We start from the raw sequence: 19767 nt of genomic DNA on the forward strand, positions 1-19767 counted from the left end.
TGGATGAAAGTAGACAGTGAGGTTTAAAGATGCCGAAGAAAACTAAAAAACAAAGTAAGCCTTTAGCAGGTCAAGCGCTATTGACTAAAGTTAAAGCTCTAAACGATTTGACTCGGGAAGAAAAAGCCAAAGCTTGTGGTTACTACAAAATCGCTAAAAGTGGCACTGAACGCATTAATGTGATGGCCTTCCTGAATGCAGTCTTAGATGCAGAAGGAATGGACCTGGATGCACAAGTCAAGCGCAACAAGAAGATGGGAGGACGTCAACCCAACTATCGCATCAGCGTACAATCTAACGGCAAGCTATTAGTCAGTAGTGCTTACACCAAGAAAATGGAGCTGCAACCGGGAGATGAGCTTGAAATTGCATTGGGGCGTAAGCATATTCATTTGAGACTCAAGACTGAAGAAGATTAATCATTGTGAAAAAAGACTCCCCTGTATTCTCTTCTACAGGGGAGTTGAAAAAGCTTTTATAACCTCAGAGGAGTTTATTCCCGACATCCGCCTATGACCCATTGATATTGCCCTGATTCCCAAATAAATCCTCCAACCCCTGCTATACAATGCTCATAAGCACTTTGAGGCAAGACCATGAACAAAGGCGAGTTAGTAGACGAGATTGCTGATAACGCTGGGGTCACAAAGAAGCAGGCCGACACTATCCTCACAGCACTAACAGAAACCATCATGGAGACCGTTAGCTCTGGCGATAAGGACTCTCTAGTGGGCTTTGGCAGCTTTGAGGCTAGGGACCGCAAAGCTAGAGATGGACGCAATCCAAGGACGGGAAAGAAGCTTAAAATCCCGGCGACCAAAGCACCCGTTTTCAGTGCGGGCAAGGTCTTCAAGGAAAAGGTTAAGGGCTGATAGACTAAGAATATCGCTAAAGACTTAACCTCATTCCAACACCCAAGCTGGCGGATGCTCTGGTGATTCTGCCAGCTTCCTTATGCTGACATCTTTTTCCTGAGCATCAACGAGATAATCACTCAATTGCTAGCATTGGGGGGGACGACCTCGTAACGGTGATGTTTGTGAGGATCGATAATGATTACTACTCCTGATAGTACTCAGAGCTACCTTCAGGAGATAGGACGCTATCCACTCCTATCTCCTGAAGAAGAAATTAACCTCGCTCGGCAAGTAAAAGCGGGCAATCTACGGGCCAAACAACGGATGATCGAGTGTAACCTACGCCTGGTCGTCTCCATTGCGAAGAAACACCAGAATCGGGGTCTACCTTTATTAGACTTAATTCAGGAAGGAAACATCGGGCTTAGTCGAGCCGTAGAGAAATTTGACCTAAATCAAGGCTGTCGGTTCAGCACCTATGCTTACTGGTGGATTTGGCAAGGAATCACACGAGCATTGCACAATAAGACCAAAATGATTCGACTGCCGATTCACCTCAATCAGCTCCACAGCAAAATTAAACGTACCTACTTCCAGCTCAACCAAGAATATGGGCGTCAACCATCCCTTGATGAAGTCGCTTATGCAATGGATATTGACCCAACTCACATACAGGAACAGCTCCAACTCTCTCAAGAGGTTATCTCTTTAGATAAATTCGTGAGTGAAAACCAGGGAGACACATTAGGCGAACTCGTTGCCAAGGATCATTCTTCCCAAAAATACTTTGAGAATCTGATGAATAAAGATGAATTGTCCAAACTCATGGGGCACCTGAGTGAGCGACAACAATTCATCATTGGTCAACGATTTGGCCTTGAAGATGGTCAACCTAAAACGCTGGTAGAGATTGCTAAGTTACTCGACATGAGTCGGGAGGGTATTCGCAGAATCGAGAAAAAGGCTTTCCAGCAATTAAAAAAGTATGCCCAATTTGCTTAGGTAACCCCTAGACATCCAAGTACCCTGTGGTGATTCACAGGACATTCATCGGATCTTCAATCTTATCTGGGAACAAGAGCAGCTATCTAGAGGGGGAGCTTGCACCAAAGCCTCACAAGTTGTGCAGCCAAATCCCCCACCCCATAGATGATCTTAGGGATGGACAGCACACAACTACAATCACAAAGAGTCAGTCAAGAGTCTTGGATCTAAAGCAACATCAGAACCGCCATCTGAAACCATCGATCCATCAAAACCTTGCTGAGTTCCACTTCTTTGGCTGCTCTCATCCTTCCACTTCTGCGGTATATCTCTAGCATTGTCCCAACTACCAATTGATGACCAATTCGTTTCAAGATCAAAACGGATGTTGAGAAGGTCTGCTCCCTCAAAATTAGCTCCTTCAAGATCCGCACCAGAAAGATCCGCTTCATAGAGATTAGCTTCACATAGGTAGACTTCACAAAGGCTCGCCTGACTGAGGTCTGTCTCACTGAGATTGGCTTTGTAAAGATAGGCTCTACAAAGGTTGGCACCACGGAGATCGGCTTTATAGAGGTTGACGTTATAGAGATTGGCTTTCCAGAGACTAGCCGTACACAAGTCAGCCTCAATGAGGTTGGCGTCTTTAAGGTTCGCTTTACTTAAAATGGCACCACGAAGATTGGCTTTCCAGAGGCTGACTTCACAAAGGCTGGCCTGACTGAGATTAGCACCCGTGAGATTAGCCCCGATCATGATCGCTTTATCAAAGTTAGCCCCATGTAGATCCATCCCAGTCAGGCTGGCCTTGCTGAGGTTAATCGATACCTTGAGATTTTCCTTTCTCCACTCATTCCAAACTTCAACACCCTGACTCAGCAAGGCTATCTGTTCCTGATTAGCCATCGTTAGTTCTCAAGAATGCTCTGAAGTCAATTTTCTTATCCCATGCATGATAGCAATGCTTTCGGGAAATTCTGGAAAACAAACATGAGCTTGAAATCCCCATATTCCCAGTAACCCAGAAACACCAGAGAACAGGCATTGGAATGACTTGAGGCAACTCATCTAAGCTGCTGGGGGAATTCGTTAGACTAGATAGCAAGGCTTGCAAACTGCAATCCTCACACCACACTAAACTGACAGATGCCCATAACACTGTCAGTTTTTCATAGCCGACACCATTACAAGGCCCAAAACAGAAAGAACCCCTACAGCGCAGTATCTCTAGGGGGGTATACCGTTAAGAAGTTTCATATCGTAGATAAGGGGAACTCTGAGGAAACCCCTATCAGAATGTATCAAGCAAATCTGAGGATAGTGATTATCACTCCCTCAAATGGAAAAACAAATCTCAAAGGGTCACTCTAAAGCTATTTACGGGTTCACCTTAACGGTAACCTGTATAACGATTGCCTGTACTGCGTTCCAGGGATTTAGTAGGCCGGAAGGGAACCCGTAAATAGCAAGAGTATCACTCCTCCGACATACCCCCTAAGCGAGTTAACCAATGTGTAGTTTCAGGGCGTTTTTGTCAACTTAAGATGCCCAAATGCCGACCATGAGAGGACTCAGAGACACTGGAACCTCATCACCAGCAGCAAGAAACCCCTCAAAGCTCTCCAGGAGATTCAAGGGGCGACCCTGTATTCATGGACATCAACAAGGTCTTAAGGAATGCTTCCCAGACTCTACCAATCAAATTTGGGGATAGTTGGGGGCTCTAAAATCTCATCCTATTAATAAAATCCCTCTAAAGACACGCGCCTTAGAGGGATTCAACCGTGTTTCCATTTCTATTCAGATGCTATCAGTAGAATATGTGCATAGTTTGAAGCTAATAGCAGGTTTCATCGCTACCCACCGAAGCTTTCTACAACGGCACTCCCATCGCCCCACCCTCAAATCATCTGACGACAGAACAGAAGCTGGAACTGCTGGACTGGCATCCGATCTTCGCGGGACGATGCCCCAACTGTGAGAGGCCGATCCGGGAGACTACGCCACCGAGGAGTCACTGGGAGTGTGCGGAGTGTGGATGGAGGGATGAGTCAGAGCGCAATCACACTGAGAACTCGCCGTAATCAATCACCGGGATTCCAACATGAGGTTTTGCGTTTTCAAATCGCAAAACTCCAAATCCTTTCAAAGTTCTCATACAAATGCTGCCATTCTTCATCTGTTACTACTTCAGCTTCAGTCCATAGTGTAAGCAATACTCCAGAGAAAATTAAAGCTGATACAGTGAATGCAGTGTTCGCGACACGTTCACTCTATTTACTACGCTAGGCTGGCAGGCACCCATAACCCTGCCAGTTTTTTTATAGCTGATACCCGTCTCAATGCCCAAAACAGAAAGAACCCCCTACAGCACAGCATCTCCATGGGTCTCTATTACATTCAGGTTTTTTTGCACAACCCCTCGGAAAGGTATATTCCAGGCTTTTGAAGTGTAGGTATAACCGAGTAAACTATGGCTATGAGTCTTTTATCGTAAGAGTTTTAGCCATTTTGGGAAATTAGTGTGAGCGCTGAAAGATCACCTCAAAAAGTATACCTTTTTAAACCTTGCAAAAAGTGTGTCTTAAATTATGTCTCAGAAGTGCTTTCTCGAAAATCCTAAGAGATTGTAAGACATGTCTTTAACGTTTCTGGTCAATGGTTGCAAATAACCTCCGCAAACATACCACCCCCTTCTACCAATACGCTGCACCAGGGTTGTTAAGCGGCAACAAACTGAGGCATGAATGGAATGTCTGTGCTCCCAATATCTAACCCCATTTGTGAGAGCAAAGTAGTCACTTGCCCCCTGTGGTGTGTTTGATGATTGAACATATGCATCACCAAAGCCCAGCGGGGAACTGTGCGAATTTTGCCGTCAACCTTACTTTGATATGTTTGCTCTTCGTCCAACCAAATGGGATCTAGCGCTGAAACCCAATCTATGATCCGAATATCCAACGCTTCTCTCTCTACCCTAAGATCCGTAAATGAAGAAGCTAACTCTTGACCTAGCTCAGGAACCTGCACTGGATTGCCTGTGAATCGAGATAAAAATGCTAAATCCCCGTACATAATGTGGTTAATCGTCATGTAAATAGAATCAAAAAAGGCTTTTCGATCTAGCCGAAGCTCCTCTTCGGACAATCTCGAACACACATCAAAGAGCTTGATATTCATCCACTGATTATATTTAGCCAATAGCTGAAAGCATTTGTGTTCAGACATCACTACTCCAGATCAGAAAATTGACAACCTTTATGAATCCTATTAGTAACCATCCGACCTGTCACTTAGTAACCATCCGACCTGTCACCCACATTGATCGAGCTTTGCAATATTCAGTATGTTTTCTGGCTTCGATTTAGAATCCAGCATTCACTGGCCCAAAACAAGGGCGGCAATTGTTTGTGGCTTTTCTTGCCACCTAACGCTTCGTCAACAGGACTTCCGATGAAATACCAAAAGCTACTACCTTCGAATGATGCTGCACCTGCCATTCTGAGCAGCTGATAGAGTGCTGAGGATGGCCTCAGTAGGTATATGAAACGATGCTCTGTTTTCTTTTCTCATGTCCTACCTGTGTCTCCTCATCTCTACTTTTCAAGACGGTGCGTTGGGCACTCACACTAATTCTTAGAGAATAACTCAAACTCTTACTAGAAAAGACTCTTGGTCATAATTGACTTGGTCATAACTCCACTTCAAAAGCCTGGAATATACCTTTGCGAGGGGATGTGCGAAAAATTCCAGCCTCGATACCACCATGACCGCAACAACCACAGCCCATCCCTGGACTTGTCGTAGGAACATCTGGGGTCTGCCTCTGGCACTTCAGCAGGCCCGCAGTTTTCCTGGTGGGGGTTCGGGTGGTGGGGGTATGAGAGAGTTTGGGTGTGGTGGTATTGGCGTTGCACCCCGTATCACCCCGTATTACTTGTATTTCCGTAAAGTTTCGGATACAGAATACAAAAGTGCTTATTTACTATGGAGAAATAAATAGATAAATATATATAGCAGTTAGCAATTATGTCACCGTTAGAAACAGAAAATCTTCCTATAGATGAAAATGATAGCTCGCTAGAGATTGACGAGATAGATGTTGCAGTCCTTGATGATCTACTGAAAGATCTACAACAAGATTGAGGCTTGCAAATATTAATAGAAAAGATTAACCCTATATGGATCCAATTAACCTAGCCCTCTGGAAAAACTTAGAAACTCGTCTCAATACTCCTTTCAGGAAGAATATGGTCGATCTTGTTTTGGAGATGGCTCGTGACCGTACCACCGATCCGCATAAGATAGCGACTTGGATGGTGACTACTTCTACCTACATCTGTTATGCCATTTTCGGGACGAATAATCCCATGCCCTTGCTCTCACTCTATATCCGAGCACTAGATACTCAGTATCCAGCCACCATGCAGAAAATATATGAAATATTATCCTATGAAGGTCTGGTGATATACGCTCCCTCGTCTCTTAAACGTGACGACTTTACGAGTATTCTCTGGGCAGCTGGTTCGACCTTTGCTAACGGCGAATTGAAACTGATAGAAGACAAGATCCATATCAACCCAAAGGGGTTACAGCGATTGAGATCGATTTGGCAAGCACCCACTAGGAAATGCAATAACCTTTCGGGCAACGCTGAGTATACAAGCCAATAGTAAGGGTGGCGCATAGAGGCGAACAGCATAGACCTCTAAGATCAAATTAACCACCTCTCCACAAGCGGACGAGGTATCAAAGATCTTTCACTCCTAAACCGTCGATTTGGATTGTAAGCGCAGTAATTCGCTGCAAGCAGTGGGGATGTACCCTTTCTAGATTCAACCATCCCCAGACTCAACTGAACGCGAAGTTCAATCGTGCCAACAGCCACTACCTAGCTTGTAAAGAGTATGGGCAAATATACGTTCATCTCGTTCCTCAAGAATGTTCTCGACCTTAGCTCGATATCGCTGCAACAGACCATCCAGGTCTCTGGATGGTCTGTTGATCAATGCCGTTGGTGTTGTCTGACTTTCTTTGATGTGTGTTGCTACAAATTCTCCTCGCTGTTCACACGTAGGATATTTAACCAGCAACTGTTCGACAGTGGGCGGTCCAACATGCACAAAGTCGATGTAAAGGAATCCTGCAATCACGATTACAAGGGGAGCAATAACTATCAAGAAGACTCCAATTGCATAATCGCTGAGTTTCTTCATGTTCGTGCCTCCTCAATTACTGGATATTGGCAGCCTGATGATTGGCATTGCTTGATTATTGAGTCTCTCTTGGTTTCTGAATATCAACCCATTCAGCTTCATCAAGATTGCTGATGACATCACTGACCATTACCGAGAGAACTCTTGGCCCAATTTCACTGTATCCAAGACGGCATCCCTTTGCTTATCCTCTGTCCTCACGGTAAATTGTCCCTGGAACTCACCAGGGGATAAGCGATGAGCATATGGGGACCAGGCAGCTTCGAGAATGATGACGCACTAGACTGGGTGGCTGAACTGGCCGATTCTGATGACGACAATCCGATCATTGATGCTCTAAACACCGTCATCGACCAAGCAGACGAGTCCCCAGAAGCCCCTGATTGTGCGGTTGCCATTGCAGCGTTGGAGGTTGTGGCTGCATGGATGGGAGAACCCTCAGACGATTGCCCAGAGGAGGTGGAGGCATGGGTTGAAGGACGGCCAGCCCCACCCGCAACAATGATTTCTCAAGCGAGATATGTTGCCGAAGCCATTTCAGAAAAGTCTGACCTCAAAGAGTTGTGGAAGAATTCAGATGATTTTGAACTATGGCAAACTTCCGTGAATGATTTACTAGGCAGGTTGCTTTACTAAAGAGGACAAAATTAACGACCCAAGCTGTTTGATGTAACGCAGGATCTGATAATTTGTCATCAATCCTCTGATTAAATCATCACCATGACAAAGCAAGCTGAGTCCCCTCAATGGCAACCGATCAGGGTAATGCACGAATGTATTCCGATGGTCGATGGCATGTTGGAGGAGGTGCAAAGCCAGCACAGCAATATGCTGGAAGCCCAGAAGAAACCTCATACGATGGATGATGCCACCATTCAAAGGGTCATTGACGTTTACTCTGAGCAGCATGAATTCTTGTGGGTTTATAGGGAGCAGTTCTCTCGCTGGAAACAGGAAAGCCCCACACCTCAACAGTTGAAGGATATCAACAGGCTTGAGCAGCAGGTGGATAAAATTGACCAAGCGCTCACGGGCATTCTGAACATTGCAGATGACATCAAAGGTAAAACCATCGATAGCATCCTGGGTAAAAGCGACATGGAGCTAGCTATGGATGTGCTGATGGGTAACCTGAAGATGCCTGAGTAGGGTTGCTAGCATGAGTCCAGATAATTGAACTGGGGAGATATTCCTAATGCCCAGCACTCCAGATCCCATCAGAGGTATTCTCCTAAAAGACAAACCAGAAGGCATATCTCAGTGTGGGATGTCTCATGCAACTGTTGCCCAACATCTGTTCACAAATCAGTGGTATGAGCTATCTGCGAACGGGCAAGTCATTGGTTCGGCTCTGGACTTAGACTTTTATAAACAGGATGCTACTCAAGGGCAAAATTCTGGGTCTACTGTCAAAACAAAGGAATTATCGAAGGTTTAAAGCTAGGTTGCTAACATAATCACTCATTTTATTTCAATTAAAACTTCTTATGTAAAAATTCGATATCCAATGCCATCCTGACTAATTGGATCGGTTATCCGCTAGCCATAAACCTAAAACTATATGCAATCATTTAGTGGTCATAATGATACTGCTAGAGAGATTTTTTAACTCATGCCGAGAAAGAAAAAGCAAGCTAAACCCTTAACAGGAAAAGACTTAGTAGCCAAAGTAAAACAACTGAGTGATTACACTCGTGAAGAAAAAGCGAAAGCTTGCGGATACGTTTCTAATGACAAAGGTGGCTCTGAACGAATTAAAACTATCGCATTCCTCAATGCTCTTTTAGATGCAGAAGGAATTGATTTAGATAGCCAATCTTCCAATGGGAGCGGCGTTGGAGGACGAAGAGCAAGCTATAAAGTTAGTGTGCAGACCAATGGCAATATTTTGGTGGGCCGTACTTATACCCAAGCACTAGAACTTGAGCCTGGGGATGAATTTGAAATCTCAGTAGGTCGCAAGCACATTCATTTGACCAAGGTTGCTTAAGAGTTTATCCAGTCAATCAATAAACTCCCCTGTATAGTCTTGTACAGGGGAGTTTATTGATTGTGTAACCTCACTACATGGCAAACACAGAGGAGTATCTTTCCAACAATTGATATTCCCAGACCCAGTTATATTGCCCAGGTTCCCAGATACCCCCTATTACAATCCTTGCAGTACAATACTCGCAATCCTTTCAAGGTACTGTCATGAATAAAGGCGAACTCGTTGACGCAATTGCTGAAAATACTGGCGTCACTAAGAAGCAAGCTGATACTACCCTTTCGGCTACTATTGAGACAATCGTTGATGCTGTTAGCTCTGGTGAAAAAGTTACTCTCGTTGGCTTCGGCAGTTTTGAAGCTAGAGACCGCAAAGCTAGAGAGGGACGTAATCCTAAGACGGGTGAGAAAATGACTACACCAGCTTCCAAAGCACCTGTTTTCAGCGCTGGCAAGCTTTTCAAGGAAAAAGTAAAACCCTGATAGACTGAAGCATATCTATCATTCTATTTTCTACAATCTAGCTGGCAGATCTTCTTGTGATTCTGCCAGCTCTTTATTAGGTGCGATTACTTCCTCTGAGTTTCTTAAGAAATAACACAAGACCATTCCCATCTCTGGCATTTCAGGGTATTCCTCTACCAACGATGTTTGCAAGGCATCAAGCGGATGATTCAAACTGACAGCACTGGCGCTTATCTCAAAGAAATCGGACGCTATCCCCTTCTATCCCACGAAGAAGAAATCCAACTTGCCAGACAAGCTAAAGCTGGAAACCTTCGGGCCAAACAACGGATGATCGAGTGCAATCTGCGCCTGGTCGTCTCCATTGCTAAAAAGCATCAGAATCGGGGCTTGCCATTCATGGACTTAATCCAAGAAGGCAGCATCGGGCTGAGTCGAGCCGTTGAGAAGTTCGAGCCTGAGCAGGGGTATCGCTTCAGTACCTATGCCTATTGGTGGATTCGACAGGGAATAACCCGCTCGATACAGAATAACAGTCGTGTGATTCGCCTCCCTGTGTGGCATTGGCAGACAGGAAACCAAATCAAACAGACTCAACGACAACTCTCCCAAGAATTCGGTCGTGAGCCTACACTTGCTGAACTTGCTGAGGCAATGGAGATTGACCTCGACAAACTGAAGCAAAACATGCATCATCTTCAAGATGTTCTCTCTCTCGATATGCAGGTTGGCAAGGAACAAGACACCACACTAGGAGAACTGATCGAAGCAGAACAATCGACACCAACCCATCTTGAACTGCTGAACCAGAGTGAAGAGGTATCGAGTTATTTATCACTCCTAGATGAACGGCAACGCTATGTGATTGTCCAGCGATATGGATTAGAAGATGGCGAAGCTAAGACCATGCAAGATATTGGTCAGCAGCTTGGCGTCAGCCGGGAGCGGATTCGACAAATTATCAACAAAGCGATGAAGAAATTACAGAAAAACAGTGACCTAGCTACAGAAATCAAGACGGCCTAGTCCTCGCCAGGACCTAGGATAGAAAGAGCCCCCTAATGCTCATCAGCAGATCCAGGGGGCATACACCAGAATCATTAGGGTTCTCTGAAAACCCCACTCATAACCTATCAATCGAACCTGGGGAAATGCTGGGGGTCAGCGGATGCCTTGATACCTGTGCTAGCTAATATTAAGAAATGGAACCCACCCTAGCCATATACAACGGCATCCCCATCGCCCCACCAACAGCCAAAACCCCAGACACCCCAAAGTCTCACCCCCAAGACAGCCCAGACCCAGGAAGTTCCTATGAGAGGACTTGGAAGGGAGCTTGTGCCTGTAATTGATGTGGGAGCATGGGATACGGAGAAAACAGACTCTCCGACACTTACCTTGGCTTATCCTCTATCCTCAAGGTAAATTATCCCTGAACTCAAACAGGGGGTATGACGATGGGTGCATCAGGAGTTGGCAGTTTCGATAACGACGATGCAATGGACTGGGTGGCTGAGCTAAAAGGCTACGCTGACGATAGCCCGATTGTTGATGCACTGAATACGGTCATCGATCAAGCTGATGACTACCTGGAAGCCCCGGAATGCTTCAACGCCATCGCCGCTGCCGAGGTCGTCGCTGCACAGTCGGGCAACCCCCATGAGGACTGCCCAGAAGAAATTGAGGTATGGGTGGAGGGTCATCCTGCCCCCTCAGCGACGAGGGTTGCCCAGGCTCGACAGGCACTTGAGGTGATTCTAGCTGAGTCAGAACTCAAGGGACTTTGGAAAGACTCAGGTGGTTTGGATGAATGGCAGGGAGCGATGGAAGAGTTGCTATCCCGTTTACCTTACTGAGTATTGGTTTTAGAAGATTATTAGTCTATTTTGGGTATCCAAGGATAAAGCAAGTGAAAACCTCAAGCTCAAATGGATCCGAATACTTTAGTCATCTGGAAAAACTTAGAGACTCGTCTAGATGTTCCCTTTAGGAATAATATGATGGCTCTCCTTTTGGAGATGGCACGAGAACGGACAGCCGATCCCCAAAAAATTGCCACCTGGATGTTGACCACGTCTGCTTGTATCTGCAATGCCGTGTTTGGCATCAATGATCCAGTGCCTCTGCTCTCTCTCTACATTCGAGTGTTATGTGATCACTATCCTCGAACCATGGAACAAATTGCGCAGATATATTCTTACGGCAGCTTGAAGCGATATGTCCCTGTTATTGCAGATCGCGATGAGTTCATTGGTATCCTCAGTGCAGCAGGCTCAACCTTTGCGAATGGTGAACTGATACTGACGGATGGTGAAATCGATGTCAGCCAAAAAGGATTGGAGCGATTTCAATTGATCTGGAAAGCACCCGCCATGAAGCTTGAGAATCCTGGACCTTCAGTTTTATGGTGATGTCTTAGTGATGGAAATAAAAGCTCCTCAAAATAGTCATTCTGGGGAGCTGTTCAAGTGAGGAGGTTCTCAAATACTGTTACAGAGAATCTCATTACCGTTAGGGTGCCCATACCCGCTGTGTTTTTCTAGCTCAATTACAATCCTTAAAGATGCTCTAAGCTATTGTGTCTGCAACGTTCCAGGCCATTTATATGAACAAAAGCGAATTAGTCGATGTGATTGCTGGGAATATTGGAGTCACCATGAAGCAGGCTGACACTATCATCACAGCAATTACAGGAACCATCATCGAGATCGTCAGCTCTGGCGAGAAGATTTCTCTTGCTAAGTCTTTGACGCTCAAATTCTGCACACTATTCCGTCCGAACCGTCGCACCTATTAATAGACCTAGCCAAGATACAAACGCCTGACCAAGACGACTCGCGGCAAGTTCACAGCCGTAGATGAATATTTCAGCACCTTCTGTCAAATAGTCCTGCCATTGGCAAATCTCATCTGCATAATCCCAAAGGTTATCTACATCTAAACGAGTTGTTCCTAATTCAAGATGATCAGGTCCACCTTTGCAAATCAGGTGGAGACAAGATAGTCCTTCAAATTGACTCAAGAGCGTTTTGATTTGGGCAATCCCATCCGTTTCAATATCGAGAATATGAACCTCTCGACCCAATAGTGGGCTAGCTAGCAAATATTGGTAATTATCAATGGCAGTATCAACTACAACGAGGTAGGGAGTACTTTGGGAAAAGTTAATTGGAAAAGTTGGTTCGGTGCTTAAATTGGTAGTCATAGGGGCTAAGGTAGGTTTTATTGTCCCCCAGATACATGAGTTCGGCAGATTCAAAATTACCTCTCACAGTTTTCAGCATAATGGGCTGAGTCAGAGAAATTGCCTCACCTTAGCCTCAGTTTTTCTCAGGTTCGTTTAGATTCTGCAACAAAAAACCCCTGAAGCTATCAGGAGGTGTACACACAAAGAAGTTAATGAGAAGAAATTTAATAAATCTTGTAAGGGCAAGGCTGATCAGGAAAGATAGTCGATTCATTAACCTCACTCTTTCAGTGTGAGTCACGATGATTTGAGAACATGTTTGCAGAGGTGAGTATTATGTATAACTTCTTGCTGAAGTTATTAAGAAGTATTATCAACAAATAGATTGCCAAATATCTCTATTCATAACCGGAGAGGAAAGAAAATTAAAGGCTGGTAGACTCAGTAGCAGAGTGAACGATGCGCTTCGTTCTCGTAATGCGAGTATGAAAACTGACAGGCACCACCACACACTGTCAGTTTTTTCTTGTAAACGATACCCCCTCGGAATGGCCCAAGAGAGAAAACCCCCCTCAAAGTACGGGGGACTCCAGGGGGTATACCGTTAAGAGTTTCACCTTATAAACAAGGGGGACTCTGAGAAAAGCCCTTTCGGAAGATACCAATCAAATGTGTGGAAATGTTGGGGGGACGGAAATATTACTTTGTTCTTCCTTAAAGGTGTCCTTCCACTGTTTCCTTGTTATTAGAATCGGGAACTCTGTCTACACAATAACCGTGTGCTGATTGATGAGTCATCTCTACCCTCGCCTCACTCAACCTCAACAAAACTGAACCAGGAGGTTCAACATATGAGCTATGAAGTTTTTCAGCCTGCTGACCTGATGGACGGAATCAGTGCCAACCAATTACGCAGTGAGATTAACGATGCCCTAGCTAATGGTGTGACAACGATTCTGATAGATCTTAGAGATGTCACCTTTATGAATAGTTCCGCCATTGGTTCCTTAGTGGCTACGCTTAAATCAGTGCGAGGAGAAGATGGCACCCTCTCGTTATGCTCACTGAATGATCAGGTTCGTATTATCTTTGAATTAACCAAAATGGACAATATTTTCGATATTTATGCAGATCGCCAAGAATTTATGCATAAAAATGGTATTTCCTCCAGCTAACCTCATCCAGGCTCTTATGAATCAAAGCTTTGTTCTCGGAAAAGGTTTCAGCCACAATGCAGAGGGTGAACTGATCATCTCTCCCCAGGTTGAGGCGTTTATCCACTCCATCATCTAGTGGAAAAACAAACCTCAAAGGGTCACTCTAAAGCTATTTACGGGTTCACCTTAACGGTAACCTGTATACCGATGGCCTGTACTGCGTTCCAGGGATTTAGTAGGCCGGTAGGGAACCCATAAATAGCAAGAGTGCCAGTCCTCTGACATACCCCCCAAGCATATTAACCAATGCGTAGTTTTAGGGCATTTTTGTCAGCTTAAGAAGCTCATGTGATTGCCATGAGAGGACTGAAAGGTTCCGAAACCTCATCACCAGCAGCAAGAAACCCCTCAAAGCTCTTCAGGAGATTCAAGGGGCGACCCTGTATTCATGGACATCAACAAGGTCTTAAGGAATGCTTCCCAGAATCTATCAATCAAATTTGAGGAAATCTTGGGGAACGTACGGCTCATCCTTAGCAGCAGAATCCCTCTAAAGACTCGCACTCTAGAGGGATTCTAGTCTCAGCCTCTCTCCTAGAACCGTCAGGCTCCTGGGATATTGGCTGATCTTTTATTTTTAATCTATCAATCAACTTTGGGGAAATTTGGGGGAAGGGAAGACACTAGCCTTAATGCTTGCCATAATCCAGACATGAAACCCACCCAAGCCTTCTACAACGGAACTCCCATCGCCCCACCCTCAATCCATCTGACGACAGAACAGAAGATGGATCTGCTGGACTGGCATCCGATTTTCACGGGACGGTGCCCGAACTGTGAGAGGCCGATCAGGGAAACAACGCCACCGAGGAGTCACTGGGACTGTGCGGAGTGTGGATGGAGGGAGGATTTGGCGTGATTAGTTTTCATGCTTCAACTCCTTCTTTAATCTCCCGACCCTGACAGTAAAGAGGACCGCTGATCTCCAAATCTGGGATATCCTCGGCGCTCAGCAAAGATATTCGCTATTCATCCCGTTTAGATCATTCACTTTAGAGTTCTGCCTCTCTCATGAGCTAAAACGTTTAAAGTCTGGACACTCGCTGAGGGTTGCAATTCTGTACGCACGGTCAAACTTTTTCAAGTTTCTCCGGCAAAGTCGGGGGGTTACCAATCATTAATTAGTTTTGCGTATTTACCCGTTGCGTATTTACCCGTAAAGATATGATGACCCCATTGAGGTGTTTAATTTACGACCCAAACCCTTCTAATGTCTGACTGTCAAACGTTACTTGATTTTGCCGATCAGTTGATTGAATCCAATACAGGCGCAGTGCTGAGTCAGATACAACGTTTAGTGCTGATGGAGGCATTAACCCTCCGGGCAAAAGCCAAGACCTATGACCAGGTGGCATCTGAGACAGGTTACTCCAGTGGCTACATTAAAGCAATAGCCGCTGAACTGTGGAAATTGCTGTCAAAAGTCAGTGGCAAAAAGGTCACCAAAGGTAATGTCCAAACGATGTTGCAACAGCAGCTAAAGCATGAGCCATCACTACTGCAGGATGGGCGCTTGGTGGTTGAGACAGGGATGCTCCCAAACCGACAGCCAATTATCCCTAAAGCAACGGACGTGACGGCGGTGGTGACGGCGGCTAAAGCGACTGAAATTAAGGAGACTAACGGTAACAAGACTGACGTTAATCAAGCCGAAGTTAAGGAGAAGGCGACGGTTATACCATCCGTTATTCTGGTGGTGGATGACCAGCCTAATATCATGAACCTACTCACCAGCATTATGGAACAGGATGAGTATGAGGTCTGGCAGGCCAGCAGTGGGGCGGAGGGGTTGCAAATGGCCGCGAAGGTGCTGCCGGATTTGATTTTGCTGGATGTCAACATGCCTGATATGGATGGTTATACCGTCTGCCAGCAGCTCAAGGCAGACCCACAGACTACCGCCATTCCCATTATTTTTGTCAGCGCCCTGGATGAAACCTGGGATAAGGTGAAAGGGTTTTCCGTCGGTGGCAGTGACTACATTACCAAACCCTTTAACACCCTAGAGGTGATTGTTCGCATTGAGGATCAACTGAAAATTCGCCAGATCCAAGACCAAATGCTGAAGGCGGATCAAGCGCCAACTGATTCTCCTCAATCGAAGCCATCTTCCGCCAAAGCCGTCATTCTAATGGCGGATGATGAACCCAAGAACTTAGCCCTGCTGACGGATGTATTAGAGCAGGAAGGGTATGAAATCTGGCAGGCGGATAGTGGTGCGGAGGCGTTAAGGGTGGCCGGCATGGTGCTACCGGATCTGATTCTGCTGGATATCAATATGCCCGATATGCAAGGCTACGATGTGTGTCAACAACTGAAAGCAAACGCTAAAACCAAACTAATTCCGGTGATTTTTGTCAGCGCCCTGGATGAAACCTGGGATAAGGTGAAGGCATTTTCTGTGGGAGGCAGTGACTACATCACCAAACCCTTTAACACCCTAGAGGTGATTGTTCGCATTGAGAATCAACTGGAAATTCGCCAGATCCAAGACCAAATGCTGAAGGCGGATCAAGCGCCAACTGATTCTCCTCAACCGACGCCATCTTCCGCCAAAGCCGTCATTCTGATGGTGGATGATGAACCTAAGAATTTAGCCCTGCTGACGGATGTATTAGAGCATGATGGGTATGAAATCTGGCAGGCGGATAGTGGTTCGGAGGCGTTAAGGGTGGCCGGCATGGTGCTACCGGATCTGATTCTGCTGGATATCAATATGCCCGATATGCAAGGCTACGATGTGTGTCAACAACTGAAAGCAAACGCTAAAACCAAACTAATTCCGGTGATTTTTGTCAGCGCCCTGGATGAAACCTGGGATAAGGTGAAGGCATTTTCTGTGGGGGGCAGTGATTACATTAATAAGCCGATTCAGATCGTTGAATTAATGGCTCGGATGAAGCATCAACTGCAAATTTGGCACTAAAAATTTAACGAGATGACGATGCAACGCCACTCAGCCAGGGATCTCAAACTGACAAAACCGATGGCAAATTTAGCATGAAGGAATCATCAGATGAACCCCAAAACACCTTCGCTTTCCCTCCGTTGGGTTCTCATCATTCCATTCGTTGTGCAAATTTTTGCTGCCGTGGGAGTGGTCGGTTATTTTTCATACCGTAGCGGGCAGCGAGCGGTAGAAGATGTGGTGAATCAGCTCCAAAATGAGATTAGCGATCGCATTACCGAACGCCTCGATACATATTTACGCACGCCGAGCCTTGTGGCTGACAATTTGTCACTAGCCATCCAAACCCGAGAACTGGATATCAACCAAATCAATCGAGATTGGGAGCTTTATCTTTGGCGACATATTAATCTATACGACAACGTTAAAGGCGTTTATGTTGCCACCGAAGATTTGCAATACAGGCACATCATTTCTCAGGAAGAAGGGCTGGTGATGGAGCTCTTCTCTTTAGAGGATCAGTTCCTCCGTTATTATTTAGTCGATCCCAAGGGCAGTGTTACCGATGAACTCATAGAAGTTCTGGAAAAAGAGTTCAAGCCACGCTCTCGTCCTTGGTACACGGCCCCCAAGCAGGCTGGTAAAGCGACATGGACCCCGATTTTTATTTGGGTTCAAGGGGATACGATGAGCGTCGATTTTGCAACCCCGGTTTATGGTCCATCGCAACAATTCGAAGGGGTGGTGGGAACCAGCTTTTCATTGTCGAATATCAGTGATTATCTTGCCACACTTAAAATTGCTGAATCTGGCGAGGCATTTATCCTCGAACGCTCTGGCGCAGTCGTCGCCACCTCCACTGGAGAAAAACCCCATGGGATCGATCTCGACAGTCAAACAGTTGCGCGATTGAATGCTATAGATAGTCAAAATACTCTGATGCGCCAAACGACTCAATATCTCTTCGATCGCTTTGGCAGCTTAGAGAATATCAACTCCCTCACTCAAGATCGCTATAAAATTGAGGGTCGCCAATATTTCTTAAAGGTTGAATCTTATCGTGACAATTTAGGTTTAGATTGGCTGATTGCCATTGTCATCCCTGAATCGGATTTTATGGCCCAAATCTACGCCAACATTCGCACGACCCTGGCCCTTTGCCTGGGGGCATTGGGCATTGCTACCTTTTTGGGCATCCTTACCTCTCGTTGGATTTTGCAACCGATTTTACGCTTACAAATCGCCTCCAACAGCTTGGCGGCTGGGCAACTGGACCAAGCCATTGAGGTTAAAGGCATCCATGAACTCTCTAGTCTCGGCAGCGCTTTCAACAGCATGGCGAGACAATTGCAAGAATCGTTTCAAGCCTTAGAAGACAACAATGCAAAGCTGGATCAACGGGTGCAACAACGAACCGCCGAGCTGAAAGTCGCCAAAGAAAAAGCCGAAGTGGCGAACCAGGCCAAAAGTCTGTTTATTGCCAATATGAGCCACGAACTGCGCACCCCCCTCAATGGCATTTTGGGCTATGCCCAGGTGTTGGAGCGATCGCCCACTATCTCTGATAAAGCGCAGCAGCAAGTCCACATCATTCATAAGTGTGGCACCCATTTGTTGGGCATGATTAACGACATTTTGGACCTGTCTAAGATTGAAGCGGGCAAACTCGACCTGATGCCCAAACCCGTCCATCTGACCTCCTGCTTACAGGGGGTTGCCGAAGCCTGCCGGGTGCGGGCCGCCCAAAAGGGACTGGAGTTTGTCTATGCCGTTGACCCAGGGTTGCCCGAGGGGGTGGAACTGGATGAACAACGGCTGCGACAGGTGCTGTTCAACCTGTTGAGCAATGCCATTAAATTCACCCAGCAGGGCACCGTGACCTTGCAGGTGTCGGTCGCTGAGGTAACCCGATCCGATTATCGGCGACTGCGTTTTGGGGTAACCGATACCGGCGTGGGCATTGCCCCAGCCCATCTGGATCAGCTATTTAATGCCTTTGTGCAAGTGGGCGATCGCCAAAAGCAAGCTGAAGGCACCGGGCTCGGCCTCGCTATCAGCCGCCGACTTGTGCAATTGATGGGCTCACAGATTGAAGTGCAAAGCGCAGTGGGACAAGGCAGCCAATTTAGCTTTGAACTCGAAGTGCCATTGGCTACCGAATGGGAGCTATCTCCCAGTACCCTACAGAACCACGCTATTATTGGCTATGCCGGTGAACGGCGGCGTGTGTTGGTGGTGGATGACCGCTGGGACAACCGCAGTGTTTTGGTCAGTCTCTTGCAGCCCATTGGCTTTGAAATCGTGGAAGCGGAGGAGGGGCAGCAGGCCCTGGCTGTGCTCCAACAGCAGCCCTTTCATCTCATGATTACTGATTTGGCTATGCCCGTGATGGATGGGTTTGAGTTGCTCCGGCAGGTACAACAGTTGCCCATACGCCCCCCCAAAATGCTTGTGTCTTCGGCCTATGTTTCTAAGCAGGAACAGGAACTGGCGATGGCCGCAGGGGCAGATGCGCTGCTGCCAAAGCCCGTTGATGCGGCCAAGCTGTTTGAGCTTTTGGCGCGTGAGCTAGGGTTGGAGTGGCAATATGTGGGGAATGAGGCCCCTCAGGACATTACCTCTGCACCCGCAGCGGCAATTACCCTGCCGTCCCGAGAGCGGTTGCGATCAATGTATGACGCGGCGGATGCGGGGGACTTTCGCATGGTTCGCCGACAGTTGGAGCAGCTGATGGCGACGAACCCAGAGTATGAGGGGTTTGTAAGGCCGCTGCTAGCGTTGGCGAAGAAGCTGAAGACGGATGAGATTAAGGGGATGCTGGCGCAGTATGTCGATGATGAAGCGTCGGGATAAGGGATCTGCGGTACAAGTTGACAAAATCTTACTTTTTCTAACTCCGTCACTGAAGTAATGAAGTTAGAAAAAGTAAGGTGGGTCGGCTGTG

21 protein-coding genes are annotated in these 19767 nt (G+C 46.3%); 17 read left to right on the forward strand and 4 right to left on the reverse strand.

Features of this window, described 5'->3' with window-relative positions:
• Positions 1-29: 29 nt before the first annotated feature.
• The 3 genes from AM1_RS33310 (at position 30) to AM1_RS33320 (ending at position 1859) form a co-directional block, all read left to right on the forward strand.
• A complete protein-coding gene (locus AM1_RS33310; protein WP_012167580.1) occupies positions 30-419 on the forward strand; it encodes an AbrB family transcriptional regulator in 390 nt (129 codons plus the stop codon).
• 177 nt (positions 420-596) lie between these two features.
• A complete protein-coding gene (locus AM1_RS33315; RefSeq protein WP_012167581.1) occupies positions 597-872 on the forward strand; it encodes an HU family DNA-binding protein in 276 nt (91 codons plus the stop codon).
• 180 nt (positions 873-1052) lie between these two features.
• Positions 1053-1859 carry a sigma-70 family RNA polymerase sigma factor gene (locus AM1_RS33320; RefSeq protein WP_012167582.1) on the forward strand — a complete coding sequence of 269 codons (807 nt, stop codon included), beginning with the start codon at positions 1053-1055 and terminating at the stop codon, positions 1857-1859.
• Between the two features lie 180 nt (positions 1860-2039).
• Here AM1_RS33320 and AM1_RS33325 read toward each other — a convergent pair whose 3' ends face one another.
• Complete coding sequence (locus AM1_RS33325) at positions 2040-2747, reverse strand: pentapeptide repeat-containing protein (RefSeq protein WP_012167583.1); 708 nt, start codon at positions 2745-2747, stop codon at positions 2040-2042.
• 1815 nt (positions 2748-4562) lie between these two features.
• Positions 4563-5069, reverse strand: a complete 507-nt coding sequence (locus tag AM1_RS33330; protein ID WP_012167587.1) for a DinB family protein — start codon at positions 5067-5069, stop codon at positions 4563-4565.
• 538 nt (positions 5070-5607) lie between these two features.
• On the opposite strand from AM1_RS33330, the gene AM1_RS41695 reads away from it, so the two are divergent.
• Positions 5608-5844, forward strand: coding sequence for a hypothetical protein (locus AM1_RS41695; RefSeq protein ID WP_148216068.1), 237 nt, complete (start codon positions 5608-5610; stop codon positions 5842-5844).
• 178 nt (positions 5845-6022) lie between these two features.
• Positions 6023-6514 carry a hypothetical protein gene (locus AM1_RS33335; RefSeq protein ID WP_012167590.1) on the forward strand — a complete coding sequence of 164 codons (492 nt, stop codon included), beginning with the start codon at positions 6023-6025 and terminating at the stop codon, positions 6512-6514.
• Positions 6515-6709: 195 nt separating this feature from the next.
• On the opposite strand, the gene AM1_RS33340 is transcribed toward AM1_RS33335, so the two are convergent.
• The gene (locus tag AM1_RS33340) at positions 6710-7057 is read right to left on the reverse strand and encodes a hypothetical protein (protein WP_041661335.1); all 348 of its coding nucleotides are present in this window, start codon (positions 7055-7057) and stop codon (positions 6710-6712) included.
• A gap of 237 nt (positions 7058-7294) precedes the next feature.
• Between AM1_RS33340 and AM1_RS33345 the strand changes: the two genes are divergently transcribed.
• From AM1_RS33345 to AM1_RS39310, 9 genes are all read left to right on the forward strand, one after another.
• Positions 7295-7693: a DUF4259 domain-containing protein gene (locus AM1_RS33345; protein WP_012167592.1), complete on the forward strand. Its 399-nt coding sequence runs from the start codon at positions 7295-7297 to the stop codon at positions 7691-7693.
• A gap of 84 nt (positions 7694-7777) precedes the next feature.
• Entirely contained in the window at positions 7778-8206 is a 429-nt protein-coding gene (locus tag AM1_RS33350) for a hypothetical protein (RefSeq protein ID WP_012167593.1), read from the forward strand.
• Positions 8207-8252: 46 nt separating this feature from the next.
• On the forward strand, positions 8253-8495 hold the full coding sequence (locus AM1_RS33355) for a hypothetical protein (RefSeq protein ID WP_012167594.1): 243 nt from the start codon (positions 8253-8255) through the stop codon (positions 8493-8495).
• A gap of 174 nt (positions 8496-8669) precedes the next feature.
• Positions 8670-9047 carry an AbrB family transcriptional regulator gene (locus AM1_RS33360; protein ID WP_012167595.1) on the forward strand — a complete coding sequence of 126 codons (378 nt, stop codon included), beginning with the start codon at positions 8670-8672 and terminating at the stop codon, positions 9045-9047.
• Positions 9048-9253: 206 nt separating this feature from the next.
• Positions 9254-9529: an HU family DNA-binding protein gene (locus tag AM1_RS33365; RefSeq protein ID WP_012167596.1), complete on the forward strand. Its 276-nt coding sequence runs from the start codon at positions 9254-9256 to the stop codon at positions 9527-9529.
• Positions 9530-9715: 186 nt separating this feature from the next.
• A complete protein-coding gene (locus tag AM1_RS33370; RefSeq protein WP_012167598.1) occupies positions 9716-10537 on the forward strand; it encodes a sigma-70 family RNA polymerase sigma factor in 822 nt (273 codons plus the stop codon).
• Between the two features lie 431 nt (positions 10538-10968).
• Entirely contained in the window at positions 10969-11367 is a 399-nt protein-coding gene (locus AM1_RS33375; protein ID WP_041661336.1) for a DUF4259 domain-containing protein, read from the forward strand.
• 72 nt (positions 11368-11439) lie between these two features.
• Entirely contained in the window at positions 11440-11922 is a 483-nt protein-coding gene (locus AM1_RS33380; protein WP_012167601.1) for a hypothetical protein, read from the forward strand.
• Between the two features lie 167 nt (positions 11923-12089).
• Positions 12090-12308 carry an HU family DNA-binding protein gene (locus AM1_RS39310; RefSeq protein ID WP_238549365.1) on the forward strand — a complete coding sequence of 73 codons (219 nt, stop codon included), beginning with the start codon at positions 12090-12092 and terminating at the stop codon, positions 12306-12308.
• On the opposite strand, the gene AM1_RS33385 is transcribed toward AM1_RS39310, so the two are convergent.
• On the reverse strand, positions 12279-12716 hold the full coding sequence (locus AM1_RS33385; RefSeq protein ID WP_012167603.1) for a DUF4347 domain-containing protein: 438 nt from the start codon (positions 12714-12716) through the stop codon (positions 12279-12281). The two genes, AM1_RS39310 and AM1_RS33385, sit on opposite strands and share 30 nt — an antisense overlap.
• A gap of 833 nt (positions 12717-13549) precedes the next feature.
• Between AM1_RS33385 and AM1_RS33390 the strand changes: the two genes are divergently transcribed.
• The 3 genes from AM1_RS33390 (at position 13550) to AM1_RS33405 (ending at position 19676) form a co-directional block, all read left to right on the forward strand.
• Positions 13550-13873 carry an STAS domain-containing protein gene (locus tag AM1_RS33390; protein ID WP_012167605.1) on the forward strand — a complete coding sequence of 108 codons (324 nt, stop codon included), beginning with the start codon at positions 13550-13552 and terminating at the stop codon, positions 13871-13873.
• Between the two features lie 1252 nt (positions 13874-15125).
• Entirely contained in the window at positions 15126-16841 is a 1716-nt protein-coding gene (locus AM1_RS38065) for a response regulator (protein ID WP_049783889.1), read from the forward strand.
• A 90-nt stretch (positions 16842-16931) separates the two neighbouring features.
• A complete protein-coding gene (locus AM1_RS33405; protein ID WP_012167608.1) occupies positions 16932-19676 on the forward strand; it encodes a hybrid sensor histidine kinase/response regulator in 2745 nt (914 codons plus the stop codon).
• The last annotated feature ends 91 nt before the right edge of the window (positions 19677-19767 follow it).

The organism is Acaryochloris marina MBIC11017, from assembly GCF_000018105.1.
Taxonomy (GTDB): Bacteria; Cyanobacteriota; Cyanobacteriia; order Thermosynechococcales; family Thermosynechococcaceae; genus Acaryochloris; species Acaryochloris marina.